Origin of the sequence: Neobacillus drentensis (assembly GCF_021560175.1) — a bacterium.
Lineage (GTDB): Bacteria > Bacillota > Bacilli > Bacillales > Cytobacillaceae > Neobacillus > Neobacillus drentensis_A.
On the sequence record NZ_CP091110.1, the window covers coordinates 845,050 to 868,382 of the forward strand.

At 38.9% G+C, this 23,333-nt stretch carries 15 protein-coding genes; 14 read left to right on the plus strand and 1 reads right to left on the minus strand.

Features of this window, described 5'->3' with window-relative positions; translation table 11 throughout:
* Window positions 1-14 precede the first annotated feature (14 nt).
* From L1999_RS04035 to L1999_RS04100, 14 genes are all read left to right on the plus strand, one after another.
* On the plus strand, window positions 15-2,216 hold the full coding sequence (locus L1999_RS04035; RefSeq protein WP_235742400.1) for an alpha-galactosidase: 2,202 nt from the start codon (window positions 15-17) through the stop codon (window positions 2,214-2,216).
* 195 nt (window positions 2,217-2,411) lie between these two features.
* On the plus strand, window positions 2,412-3,368 hold the full coding sequence (locus L1999_RS04040; protein ID WP_235742401.1) for a carbohydrate kinase family protein: 957 nt from the start codon (window positions 2,412-2,414) through the stop codon (window positions 3,366-3,368).
* A gap of 13 nt (window positions 3,369-3,381) precedes the next feature.
* Window positions 3,382-4,851, plus strand: a complete 1,470-nt coding sequence (gene gtfA, locus L1999_RS04045; RefSeq protein WP_235742402.1) for a sucrose phosphorylase — start codon at window positions 3,382-3,384, stop codon at window positions 4,849-4,851.
* Between the two features lie 188 nt (window positions 4,852-5,039).
* Window positions 5,040-6,836: a sensor histidine kinase gene (locus L1999_RS04050; protein ID WP_235742403.1), complete on the plus strand. Its 1,797-nt coding sequence runs from the start codon at window positions 5,040-5,042 to the stop codon at window positions 6,834-6,836.
* Complete coding sequence (locus L1999_RS04055) at window positions 6,811-8,403, plus strand: response regulator (RefSeq protein WP_235742404.1); 1,593 nt, start codon at window positions 6,811-6,813, stop codon at window positions 8,401-8,403. The genes L1999_RS04050 and L1999_RS04055 overlap by 26 nt, the downstream gene beginning before the upstream one ends.
* A 36-nt stretch (window positions 8,404-8,439) precedes the next feature.
* Entirely contained in the window at window positions 8,440-9,771 is a 1,332-nt protein-coding gene (locus tag L1999_RS04060; RefSeq protein ID WP_235742405.1) for an ABC transporter substrate-binding protein, read from the plus strand.
* A 240-nt stretch (window positions 9,772-10,011) separates the two neighbouring features.
* Window positions 10,012-10,914 carry an ABC transporter permease gene (locus tag L1999_RS04065; protein ID WP_235744243.1) on the plus strand — a complete coding sequence of 301 codons (903 nt, stop codon included), beginning with the start codon at window positions 10,012-10,014 and terminating at the stop codon, window positions 10,912-10,914.
* Window positions 10,915-10,938: 24 nt separating this feature from the next.
* Entirely contained in the window at window positions 10,939-11,823 is an 885-nt protein-coding gene (locus L1999_RS04070) for a carbohydrate ABC transporter permease (RefSeq protein ID WP_205175424.1), read from the plus strand.
* Window positions 11,824-11,860: 37 nt separating this feature from the next.
* Window positions 11,861-13,495, plus strand: a complete 1,635-nt coding sequence (locus tag L1999_RS04075; protein ID WP_235742406.1) for an ABC transporter substrate-binding protein — start codon at window positions 11,861-11,863, stop codon at window positions 13,493-13,495.
* A 94-nt stretch (window positions 13,496-13,589) separates the two neighbouring features.
* The gene (locus tag L1999_RS04080; RefSeq protein WP_235742407.1) at window positions 13,590-14,570 is read left to right on the plus strand and encodes a carbohydrate kinase family protein; all 981 of its coding nucleotides are present in this window, start codon (window positions 13,590-13,592) and stop codon (window positions 14,568-14,570) included.
* 6 nt (window positions 14,571-14,576) lie between these two features.
* Window positions 14,577-16,052 carry a glycoside hydrolase family 32 protein gene (locus L1999_RS04085; protein WP_235742408.1) on the plus strand — a complete coding sequence of 492 codons (1,476 nt, stop codon included), beginning with the start codon at window positions 14,577-14,579 and terminating at the stop codon, window positions 16,050-16,052.
* A gap of 154 nt (window positions 16,053-16,206) precedes the next feature.
* Complete coding sequence (locus L1999_RS04090; protein WP_235742409.1) at window positions 16,207-17,331, plus strand: Gfo/Idh/MocA family protein; 1,125 nt, start codon at window positions 16,207-16,209, stop codon at window positions 17,329-17,331.
* A 59-nt stretch (window positions 17,332-17,390) separates the two neighbouring features.
* A complete protein-coding gene (locus tag L1999_RS04095; RefSeq protein WP_235742410.1) occupies window positions 17,391-21,182 on the plus strand; it encodes a GH32 C-terminal domain-containing protein in 3,792 nt (1,263 codons plus the stop codon).
* 218 nt (window positions 21,183-21,400) lie between these two features.
* Entirely contained in the window at window positions 21,401-22,477 is a 1,077-nt protein-coding gene (locus L1999_RS04100; protein ID WP_235742411.1) for a Gfo/Idh/MocA family protein, read from the plus strand.
* A gap of 60 nt (window positions 22,478-22,537) precedes the next feature.
* Here L1999_RS04100 and L1999_RS04105 read toward each other — a convergent pair whose 3' ends face one another.
* On the minus strand, window positions 22,538-23,311 hold the full coding sequence (locus L1999_RS04105) for an AraC family transcriptional regulator (RefSeq protein WP_235742412.1): 774 nt from the start codon (window positions 23,309-23,311) through the stop codon (window positions 22,538-22,540).
* Window positions 23,312-23,333 lie beyond the last annotated feature (22 nt).

Below are 23,333 nucleotides of genomic sequence, written 5' to 3' on the forward strand. Positions count from 1 at the left end.
GAGTTGATTTGTTCGTGGGAATTCAATTTGATTCAAAAAATAAAATCTTTCATTTACAAGCAAAAGGTACTAGCTATGTCATGGAAATTGTCCGTGATGGCTATTTAGTCCACCATTATTGGGGGCGAAAAATAAGAGAATACCGTCATTCCAATTTTCTGCAATCACAAGACCGCGGTTTTTCCGGGAACCCTTATCAGCATAAAGAGGATCGGACCTTCTCCCTGGATACCCTTCCGCAAGAGTATCCACAGTACGGAAACACTGATTTTCGGAAGCCGGCCTATCAAATTCAGCTAGAAAACGGCTCAACGATTACAGACTTGAGGTACCAATCTCATGTCATCTTTAAAGGAAAAGCTCCTTTGGACGGACTCCCTGCAACGTATGTAGAGAGTGATGAAGAGGCAGAAACACTTGAAATTACCCTGGAAGATTCACTAATCGGCTTAAAAGTGGTTTTAAGTTATACGGTTTTCGAACAGTTTAATGTGATTATCCGTTCGGTCCGCTTCGTAAATGAGGGCGAACAATCATTAAAGCTGTTAAGTGCATTAAGTGTGAGTGTCGATTTTAGAGATGCGGATTTTGAGTTTTTACATCTTCATGGTGCCCATGTAAAAGAAAGACATATTGAGCGCCTACCGCTTCGCCACGGAGTTCAGTCAATTGAAAGTACGAGGGGAGCAAGCTCTCATCAGCATAATCCGTTTATTGCTTTGTTAAGAAAAGGTACAACCGAAGATGCAGGCGAAGTTTATGGGTTTAACTTTGTATATAGTGGGAATTTCTTGGCACAGGCGGAGGTTGACCAGTTTAGTAATACCCGTGTCACAATGGGTATTAATCCGTTCGATTTCAGCTGGAAGCTGGAAGCGGGTGAGGTATTCCAAACACCGGAAGCAGTAATGGTCTATTCCGCTGAAGGTCTCGGTGATATGTCACGGACATTCCATGAGCTTTATCGTACCCGATTGGTCCGAGGAACATACCGCGATCAAGAGCGGCCGATCTTAGTGAACAACTGGGAAGCGACGTATTTTGATTTCAATGCTGAGAAGATCCTCGAGATTGCCAAAGCAGGAAGTGAATTAGGGATTGAATTATTCGTCTTGGATGATGGCTGGTTTGGAAAACGAGATAATGATAAGTCTTCATTAGGGGATTGGTTTATTGATCATCAAAAGCTCCCTGAAGGATTAGATAATCTTGCGTTAAAAGTGAAGGATATGGGAATGGAGTTTGGACTCTGGTTTGAACCGGAAATGGTTTCGGTTGATAGTGACCTTTATCGTGAGCATCCAGACTGGTGCCTGCATGTTCCAGACCGCCTTCGTTCGGAGAGCCGCAACCAGTTGATTCTCGATTTTTCAAGAGAAGATGTCTGTAATGAAATTACAAAACGAGTTAGCGATATTTTATCGACGGTTCCAATCTCTTATGTGAAATGGGACATGAACCGCCACATGACGGAAATCGGCTCGGCAGCCCTCCCTGCGGACAGACAAAGGGAAACAGCACATCGATATATGCTCGGTTTGTATAAAGTGATGGAGACGATTACGGCTTCGTTCCCGCATATTTTATTTGAAAGCTGTTCTGGCGGCGGAGGCAGATTTGATCCTGGGATGCTTTATTATATGCCACAGGTTTGGACTTCGGATAATACTGACGCAGTTTCACGTTTAAAAATTCAATATGGTACAAGTCTTGTCTACCCGATTGTCTCAATGGGTTCCCATGTATCAGCAGTGCCTAATCATCAGGTTCATCGGAGCACTTCGATGGAGATGCGCGGTGATGTCGCAATGTCAGGTAATTTGGGGTATGAACTAGACTTAACAAAGATATCAGATGAAGAGAAAGAAACCGTTAAACAGCAGGTTGCTCACTATAAAGAAATACGTCAATTAATCCAGTTTGGTGATTTTTACCGGCTGCAGAGCCCATTCGAAGGAAATGAAACAGCTTGGTTGTTTACTACTAAGGACAAGTCTGAAGCGATTGTCTACTATTTCCGGGTAATAGCTGAACCAGCTGCACCAACAACTGTTATAAGGCTAAAGGGAATTGATGATAAGAAACAATACCGAGTAATCGGAACTGACAAAGTATATGGCGGGGATGAACTTTCCTATGTAGGTTTAAGTATACCTGCTAATATAAATGGCGATTTCCAAAGTTACGTTTGGCACCTAAAAGAGTGGAGTAATTAAGGTAAAAGTGATGAACAACAGTATTTGTTGTTCATCGCTTTTCTGTATTGACTACCCTGAAGAATCATTTTGGGGGTAAACAGTCGTCAATAAGCGCTATTGACTACCCTGATGAATCATTCTTGGAATTAATTGTCTTCAATGCTCTTCCTGAATTAGAAAAAGCATTTGATGAATAATATCCGGAGGAATAAAATGTTTACATTTGATAATAAACTAGAGTTTCATAATAAGAGCAATGACATCCTCACTGTTGGTGAGCTCCTGATTGACATGATATCTGCAGATTATGATGAAGATTTCGAATCTAACACATACCATAAGTTTTTTGGAGGATCTCCTTCCAACATTGCGATGAACGTAAAAAAATTAGGGATTAACTCCCTTGTTGCTTCTTCCGTTGGTAAAGACGGACTAGGCAGGTTTCTTATCAATCATTTAGAAAAATCTAATATAAATACAAGCTGTGTTCAGCAGGTAGATTATGCTACCAGCATGGTATTAGTTACAAAAAGTAAAAATAGTCCTGTGCCTATTTTTTACCGAGAGGCAGACTATCATCTAGACTATACACCAGAGTTAGCGGATGCTATAAAGAATTCTAAGATCATTCACTTTTCCTGCTGGCCAATTTCAAGGATGCCGGTGCGAGACACGATTGAAAAAGTGATTGTCGAGGCAAGAAAGAATGATTTGCTAGTTTGCTTTGATCCTAATTATCATCCAATGATTTGGGAAAAGGGTGAAGATGGCTTAGATTATGTGAAATCCATTATCAGTAAAGTTGATATAGTAAAACCCTCTGAAGATGATGCTGAAAGATTATTTGGAAGAGATACTTATGAAAACCAAATTGAAAAGTTTATCGAGCTAGGAGCTAAGCTAGTCATCATGACCTTAGGTAAAGATGGAGCGATCGTGTCAAATGGCAAAGAGACTATTAAATTAGAAACCTTAGCCAAAGAAGTAGTAGATACGACAGGAGCAGGCGATGCATTTTGGTCGGGTTTTTATACGGCAGTGGTTAAAGGATATCCAATTCAAGAAGCACTAAAGCTGGGGATGGCAGTCAGTGCATATAAGCTGCAATATGAGGGTGCCGTTGTCAATTTACCAACGCTTGAAATAATAAAAGAATTGTATGAATTATAGGGGGGCAAAAGAGATGACTGTTAAAAATCAAGTACAGCTGATTACTTATCCTGATTCACTAGGGGGAAATTTAAAGGTATTAAATCAGGTACTCTTAACGCATTTTGCGGATATTTTCAAGGGTGGAGTTCATATACTTCCTCCATTCCCGTCTTCAGGAGACCGAGGATTTGCTCCCAAGACCTATTTAGAAATTGAGCCAAGCTTCGGTACTTGGGATGACATAAGAGCGATCGGTGAAAACTTTGATGTTTTGGTCGATTTAATGGTCAATCATATTTCCAAGCAGTCTGTCTATTTTCAGGACTTTCTTAAAAAGGGCCGCAAGTCCGAATATGCCGATTTATTTATTACGTTAGATAAGATTTGGGAAGATGGGGAGCCTGTACAAACGGACATTGATAAAATGTTCCTTAGGAGACCGCTTCCTTATTCTACTTTCAACATTGAGGAAACAGGTGAAGAAGAAAAGGTTTGGACGACCTTTGGCAAAACTGATCCTTCGGAACAAATAGATTTAGATGTCAAATCGGAAAAAGTAAAACAGCTTCTTACGGATTTCTTTACAAATTTCAACGAGCAGAATGTAAAAATTGTCAGGCTGGATGCTGTTGGTTATGTGATTAAAAAGCTGGGGACAAGCTGCTTCTTTGTTGAAACTGAAATCTACCAGTTTTTAGATTGGATAATGGACCTAGCTAATTCGTTAGACATTGAATTACTTCCTGAAGTTCATAGCCATTATAGTATTCAATACAAGTTAGCTGAACATGGCTGCTGGATTTATGATTTTATCTTGCCATATCAAATTCTTGATACGTTAATCAATAAGTCTAGTACCACTCTTGTTGACTATTTAAAGAATCGCCCGCATAAGCAGTTTACGATGCTGGATTGTCATGATGGTATTCCAGTAAAACCAGACTTGGATGAATTGATTGATACGAAGGATGCCAGAAAAATAGTGGATGTATGTCTGGAGAGAGGCTCAAACCTTAGCTTGATTTTATCAGATGAGCATAAAGCAGAGGATGGGTTTGATGTGCATCAAATCCGAGGAACGTATTACTCGGTACTTAATTGTGATGATGATGCCTATCTGGCTGCGAGGGCAATTCAATTTTTTGCACCAGGCGTGCCTCAGGTCTATTATGTAGGATTACTGGCAGGAGAAAACGATTATGAAAATGCTGAAAAAACGGGAGATGGCCGTGAAATTAACCGTCATAACTACAGTGTTGAAGAAATCGAACAATCTTTAGGAAAAGAAGTCGTACAACGACTATTAAAGCTGATTAGATTTAGGAATGAGTATGATGCTTTTAACGGAGAGTTTAAGGTTTTAGATTCTGCAAAGGATGAGGTTCGACTTTCTTGGGAAAAAGATGCTCTCTATTGTAGATTATTTATTGACCTTAAGACAAATAAGTCGGTAATATATTATATTGATGAAGATGGTAATGAGAACAGATATTTATTGTAATATAAAGCAGTGACCCAAATGAGGCCCCTTCTCAATTTTGGGTCACTTTTATTTTCTAGACTAGAAAAATCTATAAAAATACAATGGTAGGACTAGAAAGGATATGTTAAATTGAATTAATAATAAAACTAGATTAGAAAAAATGCATAAAACTGTAAGGGTTTACTTAAGCCTTCAGGAGGACTGATATGTTTTTTTCCTTACGTAATCGATTATTTATCGTATTTACTTGTTTATTAACAATCCCGTTAATTATATTGTCCTTTATTATACCAAGCTGGTTCACATCCATCATTGAGGAACAGACGAAAGAACTGACAGTGGAGGCTATGGACCAATATTCGCTTTTTATTGATTCCATCACAACGCAAGCGAAAGATTTAGGGAATCAGGTACTCGTAAACCAAACGACACAAAAATGGATCAAACTAGAAAGCAAGAATGCCAATATATCCGAAGGACAGAGGCTCTTGCAGAAGAATCAACTCAAAATGCTGCTATCGTCGATGATGGTAAACAATTCAAATGGCATGTCGATTTCAGTTGTTTTGAATGATGGCACAGGGACCTGGGGAAGTATCCCAAACTTGAATAAAGTAGATTGGTATAAAGACTATTCTCAAAATAAACAGCGATATATTAGGTCGCATATTGATCTACTTCAGCCATCTCAAGGTCACATTAATAGCTATATCTTACCCCTCTTCGATATGAATACATTTGTTTCATATGGAATGATTAAGGTGAATTTTCCTTCAAAATTGCTTGAAGCATCGTTGAATAAAACCAAGATTGGAAAAAACGGACATGCTTATTTGATCAATCATAATGGCGAAAATATGCTGACTGGAAAGATTCGAACTCCTAAAAAGGTTTTGAAACAAACCTTAATTAAATTAAGCGATGATAAAAATCAAAAGGGATTAGTCGAAACGAATGATCATGGAGAAAAATATTTAGTTTTTTATCAAAAGTTAGGGGTAGGCGATTGGATTTTAATTAGTGAAGTAACTAAGTCTGAATTATTCGCTAAGGTCACGCGTTTACAACGGAATCTGCTGTTAACTAGTGCGATCGTGTTTTTAATAACAATTGCAGCTTCTTACATGATTTCTTCGAATATTGTCAGCCCCTTAGGTAAGTTGGCAAAAGCAATGAGGTATATTGAAAACGGTGATTTTCCCGGTGCCAAACGCTTTATGCCGACCATAAAATCAGCTAATAATGAAGTGGGTTACCTAATAACCGTTTTTAATCAGACGATTGATCGGTTGAAGATTTTAATTGAAACCGAATATGAGGCAAATTTACGCCAAAAAGATGCAGAATATAAAGCCTTATTACTACAAATCAATCCACACTTTTTAAATAATACGCTTGAAATTATTGGTGGATTAGCTATGCAAGGAAAAAATAAACAAGTTATGGATGTAAGTATTTACTTAGGCCGAATGATGAGATACTCCTTGAACACGCACAGTGATGTAGTAAATTTGGGAGAAGAATTAATGTATATCCGCAGTTACACTGAAATAGTAAAGCTAAGATATGAAGATGCTATATCCATTGAGATTGAAGAAGATTTAGAGACAAGAAGTCTCCCTATTATTAAATTTATTTTACAGCCTCTAGTAGAGAACGCTGTGAAATATAGTTTTATTGAAAAGACATCCGCAGAAATCTTTATTAAAACCAAACAAAGTAATCATTTAGTATTTATTGTTATTGAAGATAAGGGGATCGGAATGTCTGAAGAAGTGATCTCCGATCTAATGAGTGTCGAAACGAAGAATGATAGTAATAGTGTCCTCATGAGTAAAGGAAGCAGCATTGGACTAAGGAATGTACTAAGTCGCTTGAAGATTAACTATGGTCCAAATTTCTCGTATAGGATTGAATCTGAAAGGAATGCAGGCACACGGATTACGTTATGCATCAATACAGATCGGGGTGATAGACATGTTGAAGGTGATCATCACAGATGACGAGATTCAAATACGTAAAGGCTTACGAATGAAAGTGAACTGGGAAGAACAAGGATTCCAAATAGCAGGAGAGGCATCCAATGGGGTGGAAGCGCTTGAATTGCTTCAGGATTTGAATATCGATGTGGTTATCACGGATATGAGGATGCCGATGATGGATGGAATTGAATTAGCGAAACGTTGTCAGCAAGAATTTCCGAACGTAAGAGTAGTTGTTTTATCGGGTTATTCTGATTTTGAATATGTAAGAGGTTCATTGAAAGAAGGGGTAAAAGACTACTTGTTGAAACCCGTTGCCCCTGATGAATTAATAGAGGTATTGAGTAAGATTCGTGAGGAAGTGGAAGAAGAGAAGAGGGTCCAAGCGGAATCAGCTCGATTGCGCAGGCTTGTTCATTCTCAGCTTCAAGAAGTTCAGGAGCAATATTTACTTTACCTTGTTAAAGAGGAATGGCTAGAGCTAAACATGGTAACAGAGAGATTGCGCCAATTGCAGTTAGAGGATCTTGTAAATGATGACGGAGAGGTACAATTTGTTACGGTAGAAATAAGAGAGAAAGGATACAATCCGAATCGATTAAAGGAACTATGGCTTCCCTTTCAGATGTTATGTAAGGAAATTGCAAAAGATCATCCCAAAACGTATTCGTTTTATGACCCTAGTTATGCAAATATGATTCACTTTTTACATCTTCTCGATTCCGACAATAGAGACAGTCCTTCAAGGCTAGTAAAAGAAATACAACAGACGATTAAGAGACTCTTGAAATTAGAAACGGTTGTTGGAATTGGAAATGTGATTTGTGGAATCACAAATTTTAAGACAGGTTATATCTCTAGTCTACTTGCATGGAGTCAAAGTCAACTTGGCTCACAATCACAGGTCTTGGATGGGTCGAATGGAAAAGAAGAAGTATTTGAGTTTTCACCTGAGATTGAAAGAAAGTTAACGAATGGAATTGAAAGTGTCAATTACGAGACATTTAAAGAGAATATATACTTTTTATTGGAAGGGGACCGAAACCTCTCGATTATGTCCTTTACCTTTGCGGCCAATCGTGTGTTGTTTTTGTTAGGCTCACTCGCAAGAAAATATAATATGGAAACAAACGATTTTCAAAAGGCAATGTGGAATTGTCAGCAAAGCATTTGGGAACTCAATTCGCAAACTAAAGTAATCGAGCATCTTCTTCAATTAGCAAAGCTAATTATCGAGAAGGTCCATGTAGCGCGTTTTTCAAACGGAAAAATGATCGTAGCAAGTGTTCAGCAATATTTGGAACAGCATTACGCAAATGAAATTTCTCTTTCCATGTTATCGGAACTCTTCCATATCAATAGTGCACATTTATCCGAAACGTTTAAACATACTGTTGGACAGAATTTCAGCGATTATCTTGTTCAATTACGACTACAGAAGGCCCGACAGTTCCTGAAAGATAGAGAGCTTAAAATCATTGATGTGGCAAACTTGACTGGCTTTTCTAACTCAGGGTATTTTAGTACCGTTTTTAAAAAGTATTTTGGACAAACCCCTGTTGAGTTCCGAAATTCACTAGATTCATAAGTTGATTTTTTAAAGCAGGAAGGTGAGGGAATGTAGATGAAAAAATGGTTATCTTTGATTACTTTTACCATTTTAATTATAAGTAGTTCCTTGTATGCGCTATCTTTCCTTGGTACATTCTCTAGCAGTAAAACAGAAAATGTTGAAAAACCAAATAAAACCAACCCAATCGTGCTAACCTTCTGGCGCAATAATGGAAATGCAGCAGAAAATAAGGCATATGAAAAATTAGTTTCTTCTTTCGAAGCAGCTCATCCTGCTATTAAAGTTCATATGAAATCATTTTCTTATAGTGATTATGAAATAAGACTGCGAACCGAGCTTGCCACTGGAAACCCTCCGGATGTGCTGACGATTGACAGCCCGACCTTGGCTCTTTATGCTAATACAGGTTCATTATTATCACTCGATTCATATATGAGAAAAGAGGGACATATTGAGGATATCCCTGAATCGACATTAAAAGGAATGAGTTTTCAGGGGGACATTTACTTGGCCCCGCTCGCTGAATCTAGTATTGCATTATTTTATAATAAGCGGCTTTTTAAAAAGGCAGGCATACCTTTTCCTTCAGGCGATCCCAATAAGCCAATGACATGGGAGGAAGTGCTGCAGATTGCCAAAAAACTAACCCATCCTGAAAAGGGAGTGTATGGGATTGATCCTGCAGATGGCTTTAATGATGGCGAGTCTCCCGCTTATTTTAAAATGCCTCTCCTTTGGCAGTTTGGAGCGGACGCGCTAAGTCCAGATGGTACAACTGCAAGCGGGTATTTGGATTCAAAAGAGGCATTAAAAGCCCTGCAATTTTATCAAGATTTATATTATAAAGATAAAGTTGCCGGTTTTGAATTACCGCCAGACCCATTTATATCAGGGAAACTCGCGATGGCTGTTCTTGGCTCTTGGGGATTGAAGGATTTGGAAAATAGTTCTGAGTTTAAATTAGGTGAAGATTTTGGAGTTGCCCCTTTGCCAAAAGAGAAGGTTCAAGTTGTTCCAAATGGAGGATGGGCCCTCGGTATCTCCTCCAAAACTAAATACTCAACCGAAGCTTGGGAGTTTATCCAATATGTTACAAGTTATGAAGGGATAAAAATGTATGTCGAGGAAACAGGTGATATACCTGCTAGATACTCTGTTGCGAAAGACTTTCCTGAATTTAATCAATATCCTAAAAATATCTTTTTGCAACAAGCACAAAAATTTTCTAAAAACCGCCCGGTTACCGCGGCTTATCCTGTGATCAGCGATGCCCTAAAGACCTTATTTGAAGAAGTTGGACTTGGCGGAAATGATGTAGGGGCTTCAGCAAAAGAAGCGGTGGAGAAAATTAACACTAGTTTAAAACAAATACAAAATCCATAAAAAGTAACCTCTAGTTCAAAACTAGAGGTTTTTTTATTTGTTCAAGTGTAACCGATTTCAAGTGCCGAAAATATTAAATACCCTAAACCGAAAATATTGAAATATTCATAGGAGTCATTTTGTTAAAGTAAAGTCACAAGAAGAAAATACCCCTGAGAGGAGGAAGCAATTGTGGAACAGATATACCAAAAGGTAGAGAATGGTTCAAACGAAGTAAGGAAAGCAGAAGCGGGCACCAAAATGTCGAGGAATTTAAAGTATATGAAGACCAATTATCAATTATATCTCCTTGTTCTTCCAGCCTTAATCCTGCTTATTATTTTTAAATATGTACCCATGTACGGAGCCATCATTGCCTTCAAAGATTTTAATCCACTACAAGGAATTATGGGTAGTCCGTGGATTGGATGGAAGAATTTCGAGAAGTTTATGAGCACCCCAGATTTTATGGATCTCTTAAAGAACACCTTAAAATTAAGTGCCTTTGGATTGATATTTGGCTTTCCTGTACCTATTATTCTAGCACTTATGATTCATCGAATTAAAAGAGTGTCCATTAAGAAAAATATTCAATTAGTCTTATATGCTCCAAATTTTATTTCAGTCGTTGTTGTAGTTGGGATCGTTTTTATTTTCCTATCACCGGTTGGACCTGTTAATCGATTCATCACTTTTTTGGGTGGAGACAGTATCTCTTTCATGACAGAACCTAGTTATTTCAGGTCGATCTATATTATAAGTGACATTTGGCAATTTGCAGGTTGGGCCTCGATTGTTTATTTAGCAGCACTTTCCAATGTAAGCCAAGACTTAATTGATGCTGCAAAAATAGATGGAGCTAATATATTGAAGCAAATACGTCATATCGATTTGCCAACGATTAAACCGATTATGGTGATTCAATTTATTTTAGCTGCCGGAAACATCATGAGCCTTGGGTTTGAAAAAGCGTATTTATTGCAAACATCAATGAACCTTCCTACATCTGAAATATTGCCAACCTATGTTTATAAAATTGGCTTGCAAATGGGGGACTATGGTTACTCAACAGCAATTGGGCTTTTCAACGCCGTGATTAATGTCATTTTACTAATCAGCGTTAACCAAATCGTAAAACGGTTAAACGAAGGAGAAGGTATATAAATCTACTAGATGGAGGTGAGAGGTATGTTTAAGCATCAAACGAGGGCTGATAAAGCCATCTTAACAACAAACGGGATTATCCTGACCTTAATCGTATTTGCTATTTTAATCCCATTAATTTATGTCATTTTGGCATCGTTTACAAATCCAGCAACTTTGTTAAACAGTGGGATTACCCTTAATCCATCCAAATGGACACTTCAGGGATACTTACGAGTATTTAAAGATGGATCACTATTAATAGGTTTTAGGAATTCACTTTTTTACTCCACTGCTTTTTCGATTATTTCAGTCACAATCACGTTATTCGCCGCTTATCCATTATCAAGGAAGGATTTTGTCGGCAGAAAACTGATGATGACTCTCTTTATTATAACGATGTTTTTTGGCGGGGGATTAATCCCAACGTATCTGCTAGTCAAAAATTTAAATATGCTGGATACGATTTGGGCCATTTTATTACCAGGTGCTGTAAATGTATGGAACATTATTTTAGCAAGAGCCTACTTTCAAGGCATTCCAGATGAATTACGAGAAGCCGCTATTGTTGACGGTACATCGGAAATCCAGTTTTTCTTTAAAATATTGCTTCCACTAAGTAAACCAATCATAGCTGTGTTAGTGTTATATCAATTTGTCGCACAGTGGAATTCTTATTTTGATGCCATGATTTATTTAAAGAGCGAGAATTTACAGCCCTTACAAATTGTCCTTCGATCCATTCTTGTTCAAATGCAGCCTAGACCTGGCATGATTCAAGACGCACAAAACACAGCCCAGCTGCAGCAAATTGCGGAAATGGTCAAGTATTCAAGTATTGTCATTTCCAGTTTGCCGCTAATAATAATATATCCATTCTTCCAAAAGTACTTTGAAAAAGGAGTAATGGTGGGTTCAATAAAGGGTTAAAAAATTAATTTTAAACTATTAAATGGGGTGAAAGATCATGAAGAAAAAGAAAAAGATGAGTTTTTTAATAACAGCAGCGCTCGTTACAAGTTTACTAGCTTCAGGTTGTTCGAATTCCGCCAGTTCGAAAAAAGAGGCAGATGGGGCTAATTCATCACCAAAGTATGAACTGAAAAATATCAATTTTCCATTAGATAAAAAGGTGACACTTAAATTTTTAACACAAAGTTCACCAATTGCGCCAAAGGATCCAAATGATAAATTAATTTGGAAAAGAGTAGAAAAAGATACAAATGTTCATATCGATTGGACGAATTATCCTTGGGAACAATTTGGAGATAAAAGAAACTTGGAGCTTGCTAGCGGCGACCTGCCGGATGCCGTTTTTCATGCTGGCTTAAGTGATAATGATATTCTGAGATACGCGAAACAAGGAGTTATTGTCCCTGTAGAAACACTAATTGATAAATATATGCCAAATTTCAAGAAAGTTCTAGATACTCGTCCGGAATATAAAAAATTAATCACTGCTTCGGATGGACATATCTATTCCTTCCCATGGATCGAGGAACTTGGCAGTGGGAAAGAAGCGATTCAAGCGTTAGATGACATACCTTGGATTAATAAGAAATGGTTAGATGAGTTAGGTTTAAAAATGCCGACAACTACTGATGAGTTAGAAAAAGTCTTAATTGCGTTTAAAGAAAAGAAGCCTGAGGGGAAAAATGATATCATTCCGATGTCGTTCATGATCAACCATGGCGGTGAAGATCCGGCTATGCTCTTAGGTGCCTTCGGATCAGGCGATAACTATGATCATTATGTAGTATCTGAAGATAAGAAAGTCATGTATACAGCAAACCAAGAGGGATATAAAAAGGGAATCGAATGGCTTCACCAGCTGCAGCAAAAGGGTTTAATCGATAAGGAGGCCTTTACCCAAGATTGGAATACGTATGTGGCCAAAGGGAAAAACGGTCGCTACGGCTTATACTTTACATGGGACAGAGCCAATATTTCTGGTAATAATGAAGATTATGTTCCACTTCCTCCATTAAAAGGACCAGATGGGCAGATCAATGTAGCAAGGACCAATGGATATGGTTTTGATAGGGGCCGAATGGTCGTAACAAGTGCAAACAAGAATCTTGAATTAACAGCAAAATGGATTGACAAGGCTTATGAACCAATTCAATCTGTACAAAATAACTGGGGTACTTATGGAGATAAGAAGCAACAAAATATCTTTGAACTTACCAGCAATGGTTCTCTAAAACATTTACCGCTTGGTTCCGCTTCACCTTGGGATATAAGACAAAAAACAAATGTTGATGGACCTTTGGCCGTTTTAAATAACTACTATGGAACGGTAACGACCATGCCAGATGATGCTGCTTGGAGACTTGATATCCTGCATAAAATATATGTTCCTTTTATGAAAGCAACCTATAATTATCCACCAATTTTCTTAAGTAAAGACAATCAAGATCAATTAACACAACTAGAGACAGTGGTAAAACCATATGTGGAAAGAAAGAAAGCTGAATGGATTTTAAAAGGCGGTATTGAAAAACAATGGGACGACTATTTAAAACAATTGGACAAAAACGGACTTCCAAAACTATTAGACATTAAACAAAAAGCTCTAGATAAGTATAATGCTGGGGAATAAGTTAGTAGATTATTAAATTAAAGAATGACCTTCCAAGCCGAAACAGAATTTCGTTTCTGTTCGGCTTATTTTTTATAAAGTTAGGTGAGTAGATATGTTTGATGTAACGGCATTGGGTGAAGTATTGATAGACTTTACACCAGCAGGGAAATCAGAAAGTGGTGAAGTTCAGTTTGAAAGGAATCCAGGAGGAGCCCCAGCAAATGTTCTTGCAGCACTAGCTAAGTTAGGAAAAAAAACTGCGTTTATTGGTAAGGTAGGTAATGATCAGTTTGGTCATTATTTACATTCTGTATTAAGTAAGAATGACATTAACACGAAAGGCCTTGTGTTCTCGAATGAGATAAATACCACACTAGCTTTTGTCCATTTAGATGAACAAGGGGATCGGTCTTTCAGTTTTTATCGTAATCCTGGGGCAGATATGATGCTAAAGGAGCAAGAAGTCAATCTAGAGTTAATAGATCATACGCGAATCTTCCATTTCGGGTCGATATCAATGACACACGAACCTGCTGCTTCTGCCACTTTAATGGCGATTAAGTATGCGAAAGAAAAGGGTCATCTCATCTCTTTTGATCCTAATTTAAGAGTGAATCTTTGGGAGAGTTTAAGTCATGCAAAGGCTATGTTTAATGTAGGTTTACAATATGCCAATGTTTTAAAAATATCTGAAGAGGAGCTTGAATTTATCTCCGGCTCGAAAGACCCTCATACGGGAACGGATTATATTTATAAACAATACCATACCGAATTAATCTTCGTTACGATGGGGGCTGAGGGTTGCTATTTTCGATTAGGAGAAAAAGTAGGGAAATGCAGTGGTTATAAGGTGGAGTCAATCGATACAACAGGTGCAGGAGATGCCTTTTTAGCGGGCATCCTTTATCAAATACTTGAGAATAATCGTTTGCTATCTAATTTGAGTTTGGAAGATGTAGAGCAAATGGTATCATTTGCAAATGCGGTAGGAGCATTAGCAACAACGAAAAAAGGGGCGATCCCGGCTATGCCATCCGTGGAAGAAATTAATGCATTAAGAGACAACCAAATTCTATGTGAACAGGAGAATTGAATCATAATGAATAAAATTGATGTGAAAGAAAAATTTCGTCCGCAGTATCATTTCTCACCGGAATCAAACTGGATGAATGATCCAAATGGGATGGTTTTCTATGCCGGGGAGTACCATTTGTTTTATCAGCATCATCCTTACGGAACAACATGGGGTCCGATGCATTGGGGCCATGCCGTAAGTAAGGATTTAATCCAATGGGATCACCTTCCTATTGCATTGGAACCTGACGAGCATGGAGATATTTTTTCTGGCAGTGTGGTAGTTGATTGGAATGATTCAACAGGATTTTTTCAAGGTGCTTCTGGTCTAGTAGCGATTTTTACACATGCTGACCAATATCCGGATTCAGATCGACCAAGGCAGAGACAGAGTCTTGCCTATAGTACGGATCATGGCCGTACTTGGACTAAATATGAGGGGAATCCCGTATTAACGGAGGAATCTATCATAGATTTCCGTGATCCGAAAGTATTTTGGCATGAGGATACGAATAAGTGGACGATGGTTCTGGCTGCGGGGAACCATGTAAGGTTTTATAGTTCAGACAACCTAATATCTTGGGAGTTTGCTAGTGAATTCGGTGCTCAAGCTGGATCCCATGCTGGTGTCTGGGAGTGCCCTGACATCTTTAAGTTACCGGTTGACGGAAATAAGGATTCGAGCAAATGGGTGATGATTGTAAGTATTGGTAATGATACTGCATTTGACGAGGGTTCAAGAACACAGTATTTTATCGGTGAATTTGATGGTATCTCGTTTACCAATGATAACCCTGATGACACAGTTCTTTGGCTTGACCATGGAAGAGATAATTATGCTGGAGTAACTTGGTCAGATATTCCGCATGAAGATGGACGGCGTCTCTTTATTGGTTGGATGAGTAATTGGAAATATGCAAATGAAACCCCAACCGTCGGGTGGAGAAGTGCCATGACCCTTCCGAGGGAGTTATCATTAAAAGAAACCTTCGATGGCGTTAGACTTATTCAAACTCCAGTGGCTGAGCTTGAAAAGATTAGAGGGGAAAAACGGTCATGGGATCAGTTCATTCTTGAACCAGAGGAAAATGTTTCAGTTGACGTTAGTGGAAATGGGTTAGAAATTATTGCTGAATTTGAACTGCAGTCGGCAACAGAATTTGGTATCAAAATTCGAAATTCCGATTCAAAGGAAACCATAATAGGATATGACGCTGTAAATGAATTCCTTTTTGTTAATCGGATTAACTCGGGGGTTACTGAATTTAACGAACATTTTCCTTGTATGCATGGAGCTCCGTTAAAGTCGAAGAATAATAGAATTAAACTGCAAATTTTTGTTGATAGTTCTTCCGTCGAAATTTTTGCGAACAATGGCCAAGTGGTGATCACGGATTTAATCTTCCCTGATCCTAAAAGCACAGGGATTGAATTATATACTACAGATAAGAAAGTTAAATTAGCCTCGTTAGCGATCGTTCGATTGGCTTCGATTTTTTAATGACTACATCCAGTCTTGCTTTTTTTGAACTGCTGAAGTTAATTGTTATTTCATACTAAATGAATTATTTGAGTAAGGGCAGCTTTCAACCTGAGTGAACCTGCCCTTTTTCAGTCATTAATTGAGCATAAAACACATAATAGGAGGGCATTTCATGCAATTAGGCTTTATAGGATGTGGAGTTATTTCAATTGAACATGTTGAAGGATTAGCGGAGTTAAAGAACAAAGGACTCGAAACATTTGAATTGTCAGCAGTATGTGACATTCAGGTTGAAAGAGCTGAACATTTTGCCTTAGAGGTGGAAAAACGGTTAGGAAAACGGCCGGCTGTATATTCTGATTATCGTGTGATGTTAGAAAAAGAACCATTAGATGCCGTATCTGTTCTGGTTAACCATGATTTGCATCATACAGTAGCTGAAGATTGTTTTACTGCGGGGGTAAATGTGCAAATGCAAAAGCCGTTAGCCATTTCCCCTTCATTTGGTCAGAAAATGATTTCTGATGCCAAAAAGTATAATCGTGTCCTAACAGTTTCAGAACCAAGTGTGTTAGGTGCAGCAAATGTTGCAATGGTGAATGCTGTAAAAGATGGAATAATTGGTTCTGTTTCTTTAATCATGGATTATGCGACAGTTTCCCTAAATCGAGGATTTTTCGCTGCTACTCCGTGGAGGCATATGAAGGGTAAGGCTGGGGCTGGCTGGATTAATGATCACGGTGTACATCGAACACACTTCTTTACTGAAATTAATGGTGCGATTGATGAGGTTTTTGCCTATACAGAAATTTTTGAAAAAGAATTAAGTAATGGTGAAGTGACAATTAAACCTACTGGAGAGGATACGGCAGTAACAGTATTCAAATTTAAAAATAGGGGACTTGGTCATTGGATGTGTGCCACATCGGCTCATGGTGAAAGTTCCGGAGGTGTGTGGATTTATGGGAATAAAGGATGTCTTCGTCCGGGACAGCATGTAGCACTTGAAGAGGGAAAAAGAATTCTAATACCAGAGCTAATTGAAAGATATGCATCGGATATTGTTAAACATCCATTAGCCCACTCCTATGTGGAATTATGGGATGCAATAAGTAAAAATAAGATACCTATTTCTAGTGCTCAAAGAGGCCTAGAAGCATTAGGCGTTGTATTTGCTGCACTAGAATCCGCAACAATTGGCCAGCCAGTCAAAGTTAAAGATATCCTAAATGGTAAAAAGCACAAGTATGAGGATACAGTTTTTGATGAGATGGAATCTAAAGAAGTGAAATTATAATTGAGCTCAAATAAAGATATGAATCTAGTAATTAATGTAATTGGAAGAGAGGGCAAAGGATGAAATTGACTTTGAGAAAATGGACTTTTGTATTTTTGTCAATCGTGCTAATCTCGGCTGCAATGGGAACGATTTTTACTCACCCTGCGACAGGCAGGGCAACTGAATCGACAGAAAGCGGGGAGGTTTCAACTATTATTGAAAACACAACCAAAGCAAATACCAATCTAACAGACTGGCAAGTGAAAGGGAGAGGCACATTAGAAGACACAGACCAGGGGCTTTTGCTCACTTCGGAACCTAAAGAGAATGTCATGGCGATATCGGGTGTTACAACTGAAGATTTTATTTATGAAGCCGATGTAAAAATCATCGACAAAAACGCAGACGCCACATTAGTGTTCCGATCAAATGAAGATGGGTGGGACTCGTACATGCTGCAAATCGTGGCAAATGCCGGGATTATTCGTCTTCGTGATGCGCGGGATGAGTCGAGATTAAAAGTGGAACACCAAGTGAACTTGCAAGAAGGAGGAATTTATCATCTAAGAGTAAAGGCGGTTGGTGATCATCTGCAAGTTTATTGGGGGGATCATTATGCTCCTGTCATTGATGTTCATAACAATCTATATAAGAAGGGATTACTTGGTCTCAACGTATGGGATGGATCAGCCTTATTTCAAAATGTAAGCGTTAGCAAACTATCTGCCAATCTTGGCTCCTCTCAATATAAGGAAGGAAGCTGGGAACCAGCCATCAAAGGTCTAAAGGGAATGGTCGTTGATGGGGTGAAATCTAAGCAAATCTTTAAAAGAAGTGAAAGCGACTTTGTTCTTGAAGGAAATATATCATTTGACAAAGATCTGGCGGAAGCTGGCCTTTTATTTCGTACAAATGAGCAAGGAACAACTGGTTACCAAGCGGTACTTATCAAAGAAGGAAACTCAGTCAAAGCTCAATTGGAGAAAGCGGACGGTACTGTACTTAAAACATCAGACCGCGGCTTTCAAACTCAAGAAGGTACGATACACCATCTTGAAATGATAGCAAACGGCAATCAAATTGAACTTTATGTTGATGGGTATACAGATGCAGCTGTAAAAGTGACGGATGCGAGTTACAGTACTGGATTTGTCGGTTTTACTGTTAAATCAGGTACGGGATATTTCCAAGATGTATATCTTGATTCAGTATCTAGTTATTATAAAGAAAAATATCGACCGGATTATCATTATACTCCAGCACGAGGATCTGTAAGTGATCCGAATGGACTTGTTTATTACGAAGGAGAATATCACTTATTCCATCAGGATGGAGGAACTTGGGCTCATGCAGTAAGTAAAGATTTGATAAAATGGAAGCGCCTTCCTATTGCGTTACCATGGAATGATTACGGACATGTATGGTCTGGTTCTGCCATAGCAGATGTAACGAATGCTTCGGGTTTATTCACTAATGCTGGAGGTAAAGGGCTGGTTGCCTACTACACTTCATTTAATCCAGATGGACCTAATGGTAATCAGCGGGTTGGTCTTGCCTATAGTACTGATCAAGGGCGAACCTGGAAATATTCAACAGAGCACCCCATCGTTATCGAGAATCCGGGTAAGAATGGTGACGATTTGGGCGGGTGGGATTTCCGTGATCCAAAGGTGGTCCGAGATGAGACGAACAATCGGTGGATTATGGTTGTATCTGGAGGAGACCACATTCGCTTCTTTACTTCAACTAACTTAATAGATTGGAAGCTTACCGATAATTTTGGTTATGGAGATTATGTTCGCGGCGGTGTATGGGAATGCCCTGATCTATTCGAACTTCCGGTAGACAATACAGGAGAGAAGAAATGGGTTCTGATGATCAGTACAGGTGCCAATCCGAAGACACAAGGGTCCGATGCGGAATATTTTATTGGTAATCTAACAGCGGAGGGTAAATTTATTAATGATAATCCAGCAGGTTCTGTGCTAAAAGCGGATTACGGAAAAGAGTTCTATGCGTCGACGTCCTTCGCCAATATGCCGGATAACCGCCGTGTGATGTTAGCTTGGATGACCAACTGGGATTATCCATTCGCTTTTCCAACGACAGGCTGGAAGGGAGAACTGACCATTCCGAGAGAAGTAAGATTGGTGAAAACTGATGATGGACTCAGACTTGCACAGGCACCGATTAAGGAACTTCAGACCATTCGAAGTACCATTTTTCAAGCGCAAAATAAGGTAGTCAGTCCAATCAATGCTTCGAACTTGATGAAGGGAATTAGTTCAGGAGCTTTTGAAATAGAAGCTGAGATCGAAATCCCTGCTGACAGTAAGACAAGCGAATTTGGATTTCATGTTCGGGAAGGAGCTGGCCAAAAAACGGTTGTTGGGTACAAAACAGAGGAGAATCAATTATTTGTTGATCGTGCTGAGTCAGGAGAGACTGATTTCTCCAGCCTTTTTTCCACTTTACATGAAGCACCTTTAAAACCAAATAATAAACGTATCAAACTAAATCTATTTGTAGATGATTCTTCGATTGAGGTATTTGCTAATGATGGAAAAGTAGTTTTTTCGGATGTTATTTTCCCTGATCCCTCAAGTCGCAGCATGAACTTCTACACAAAGGGCGGCGAGGTGAAGGTTGTATCCTTAAACGTACACTCCTTATCCAATACATGGAACCCATACGGTGATAAGGGTACCAGTATTGTTATGGATTCAAATCAAAGAGAGATGAATATCGGTGATTCTCTGACTTTGTTTGCTTCTGTGAAAAATGGAAAAGGAAAGGGAACACAGCCAATAGAGTGGAAATCGAGTAATCCGAATGTAGTGAAAGTAGCCTCCGCAGCAGACTCCAAAGCCGAACTTAAAGCGGTAAGCAAAGGAGAAGCGGTTATTACCGCCTCTGAACCAGATGGAAAGGCGTCTGCAAGTGTTGTGGTAAGAGTGTATGATGGTGAATTCTATACGAATCTAACAGGATGGAAATCAGATCTTTCTTCCTCCCGCTGGACCATCACCGAAAATGGAATTCGTGGTACGTATACAAGTGATGCAAACTACGTGGCCAAGGAAACAGCAGGAGACTTTACGTATGAAACAGATATGATGCTGGGTCAATCGGGAGGAGCAGGTTCTATTCTTTTCCGGGCAAGTGAAGATGGCAGAAGCGGTTATTATTTCAATCTTGATCCGAATATGAAGGCTTTTCGTCTTTTTTACAAGATTGACGGCTGCTTTGAAGACCGAATGATTATTGCAAAAGTCCCCGCCTTTATTCAACCAGGAAAGACGTATAAAGTTAAAATAGAAGCGAAGGGCCCTCACATCCAGATTTATGTGGATGGACAAAAAATTATTGATTTACAGGATGGGACCTTTGCAGAAGGACATTTTGGGTTAAATGTATTTGGAGGTCAAGCGTCTTATCAAAATGTGAATGTCAGAAATCTGTCTTCGGCAGATTTAACCGTAACAAGCTTTACAAATAAAGTACTAGGTAAAGCGCTATATACAGCTAAGTCAGAGAACGGTGAGCCTGTAACAATAGCTGATGCCGACATAGCGACAAACTGGACTTTAATTCCAACAGGCGACGAATATGGTTCTTATTCCATACGTACTGAAGGCGGTAAGGCACTTGACCTGGATACTGGACAAAATAAAATTCAGCTATACAATTATCTCGGCTATAATAATCAGCGCTGGATTCTTACAAAAAATGATAATGGGTCGGTAACGATTACATCTGTTCATAATGGAAAAGCACTAGAAATATCAGAAGAGGGTATTTTGACCCTAAACGATTCGAACCCAGGTTTAGAGCACCAGCAGTGGTTCCTTTCATCTGAAATAAGGTAGATTTGATAAGAAAAGCATTTACAGTGCCTCTTGCACGGAATGCTTTTTTTTTGTGTTTGTAGGCTGTTTAATACAAAAATAGCAAAATAGTATATGTTTTCATTAGATGGTATATGTTTTATTATCCTTATACGATATAAGATAAGTGTATAAATTTTAAGCGTTTACTTTATGAGTTAGTATTTTTATCAAGTTAATTAATAAAGAGGAGAATGGATATGGCGAATCGAAACTATCAATTAGTGATTGTTGGTTATGGTGGTATGGGAAGTTATCACGGAAAGCTGTTAAAAGAGAATCCAAATATCAATGTGATCGGAACCTATGATATTTCGGAAGAAAGAAAAATCGCTTCCTTGACTGATGGATACGCGGTTTATGAAAGCCTTGAAGCCGTTTTATCAGATCAAGCGGTCGATTTTGTTCTAATTGCCACTCCCAATGATGTGCACAAAGAAATCGCAGTTGCCGCTTTAAACGCTAAAAAGCATGTCATTTGTGAAAAGCCGGTGACAATTTACAGTGAAGAGTTGCTTGAGATTATGGAAGCCGCAAAACTAAATGACCGTGCCTTTATTGTCCACCAGAACCGCAGGTGGGATGAAGACTTCCTAACGATGAAAAAGATTTACGACGAACAGATCATCGGAGATGTTTTTCATATCGAATCACGGGTTCAAGGAGCAAATGGAATTCCTGGAGACTGGCGTCATTTGAAAGAATTTGGCGGTGGGATGCTTCTTGACTGGGGTGTCCATTTATTAGATCAGCTCTTATTTATGGTTGATAGCAAGATTACAAGTGTCTTTGCTAATTTAAGTTACATTCTGGGGGACGAGGTAGATGATGGATTTCAAGTGTTTATTACATTTGAAAACGGTATCACCTCATTGATAGAGGTTGGAACAACCAATTTCATTCAACTGCCGCGTTGGTATACAAAAGGAACCAAAGGTACAGCCGTCATTAACGATTGGGATATTAATGGTAAAATTGTCACTCAGAATCTGGGAGAAATAGAAGCCCCTAAACCGATTAAGGCTGGACAGGGTTTAACGAAGACAATGGCACCTCCTTCTGAAAAAGCTGTGAGTACATCTGATTTACCTAAAGTAGAAAAAACAATGGAAAGCTTTTATGAAAATGTAGTTTCAGTAGTGGCAGGAAATTCAGAACCAATCGTGAAAAACGAGGAAGTTTTACGTGTCCTGCGATTAATGGAAACGATTTTTGAATCAGCCGAAACTAACCAAGTCATTAAAGACTTTGATCTTGTACCTTCAAAATTGAATTAAGTTAGTTCATAAGAAATAGAATGGGCTAGAAAATTGGCGTTTTCTAACCCATTCCATCTATTATTCAAGCCGGCGATACATACCAGGAGCAACACCATACTTCTTTTTAAACACTCGATGAAAATAGGGATAGGTGCCAAAACCACAGTCTTCAGCGATTTGTTCAAGTGTTAGTGCAGTGTACTTCATCCGTTCAAGGGCAGCGGATAAGCGGATTTCCTGCGTATATTCCATGATGGTTTTTCCCACACTGCTTTTAAAAAGATGAACAGATCGGGAGACACTCAATCCTGAATGGCGGGCTACATCCTCGACTTTAAACTGGGTTGTCGCATGCTCCTCAATGTACCTCATCATCCTTGTTACTGGATATGGATAATGATAGGAAGGGACTGTTTCACTAACAGCACGTTCAAGCGTTAAACAAAGAGCTCGGACTAGATAGTCAGCAAGTTCCTCATTCTGATTGGAACCAGGACGTCTCTTTTCAATTAATACCTGACGCCATAGGAGCAGCAGCTTTTCATCCAATTCAATACGGGAAATGGGAGGCTTAGCGGAACGGTTCCACCATTCGTCGAGCCAGGCGCCCTCGCATCCGATATGATAGTCTCCGCTAATTTGCCCTTCATTGACAAGTAGTTCGTAATGATCGCCTGGTTTAATTAGAAGGAGATCGCCCTTCTTAAGTTCCATTTTGGTTCCTTTGACGACTACCTCGCATAGCCCTTCTGTTTGTAGTCGAAAAAGATAGGAAGGGTACCCGGATTTATGTTGGGAGTGATATCCCTTTGTATGATAGGAATAGCCGCAAAAAAGTATGTTTGTGGTCATAATTTTCCTCTTCGAAAAAGAT

What these genes read in the sequence shown, in the direction of transcription:
- L1999_RS04040 (WP_235742401.1), top strand. Translation starts at nt 2,412, where the DNA reads ATGTTTACATTTGATAATAAACTAGAGTTTCATAATAAGAGCAATGAC.
- gtfA (WP_235742402.1), top strand. Translation starts at nt 3,382, where the DNA reads ATGACTGTTAAAAATCAAGTACAGCTGATTACTTATCCTGATTCACTA.
- L1999_RS04050 (WP_235742403.1), top strand. Translation starts at nt 5,040, where the DNA reads ATGTTTTTTTCCTTACGTAATCGATTATTTATCGTATTTACTTGTTTA.
- L1999_RS04055 (WP_235742404.1), top strand. Translation starts at nt 6,811, where the DNA reads ATGTTGAAGGTGATCATCACAGATGACGAGATTCAAATACGTAAAGGC.
- L1999_RS04060 (WP_235742405.1), top strand. Translation starts at nt 8,440, where the DNA reads ATGAAAAAATGGTTATCTTTGATTACTTTTACCATTTTAATTATAAGT.
- L1999_RS04065 (WP_235744243.1), top strand. Translation starts at nt 10,012, where the DNA reads ATGTCGAGGAATTTAAAGTATATGAAGACCAATTATCAATTATATCTC.
- L1999_RS04070 (WP_205175424.1), top strand. Translation starts at nt 10,939, where the DNA reads ATGTTTAAGCATCAAACGAGGGCTGATAAAGCCATCTTAACAACAAAC.
- L1999_RS04075 (WP_235742406.1), top strand. Translation starts at nt 11,861, where the DNA reads ATGAAGAAAAAGAAAAAGATGAGTTTTTTAATAACAGCAGCGCTCGTT.
- L1999_RS04080 (WP_235742407.1), top strand. Translation starts at nt 13,590, where the DNA reads ATGTTTGATGTAACGGCATTGGGTGAAGTATTGATAGACTTTACACCA.
- L1999_RS04085 (WP_235742408.1), top strand. Translation starts at nt 14,577, where the DNA reads ATGAATAAAATTGATGTGAAAGAAAAATTTCGTCCGCAGTATCATTTC.
- L1999_RS04090 (WP_235742409.1), top strand. Translation starts at nt 16,207, where the DNA reads ATGCAATTAGGCTTTATAGGATGTGGAGTTATTTCAATTGAACATGTT.
- L1999_RS04095 (WP_235742410.1), top strand. Translation starts at nt 17,391, where the DNA reads ATGAAATTGACTTTGAGAAAATGGACTTTTGTATTTTTGTCAATCGTG.
- L1999_RS04100 (WP_235742411.1), top strand. Translation starts at nt 21,401, where the DNA reads ATGGCGAATCGAAACTATCAATTAGTGATTGTTGGTTATGGTGGTATG.
- L1999_RS04105 (WP_235742412.1), bottom strand. Translation starts at nt 23,311, where the DNA reads ATGACCACAAACATACTTTTTTGCGGCTATTCCTATCATACAAAGGGA.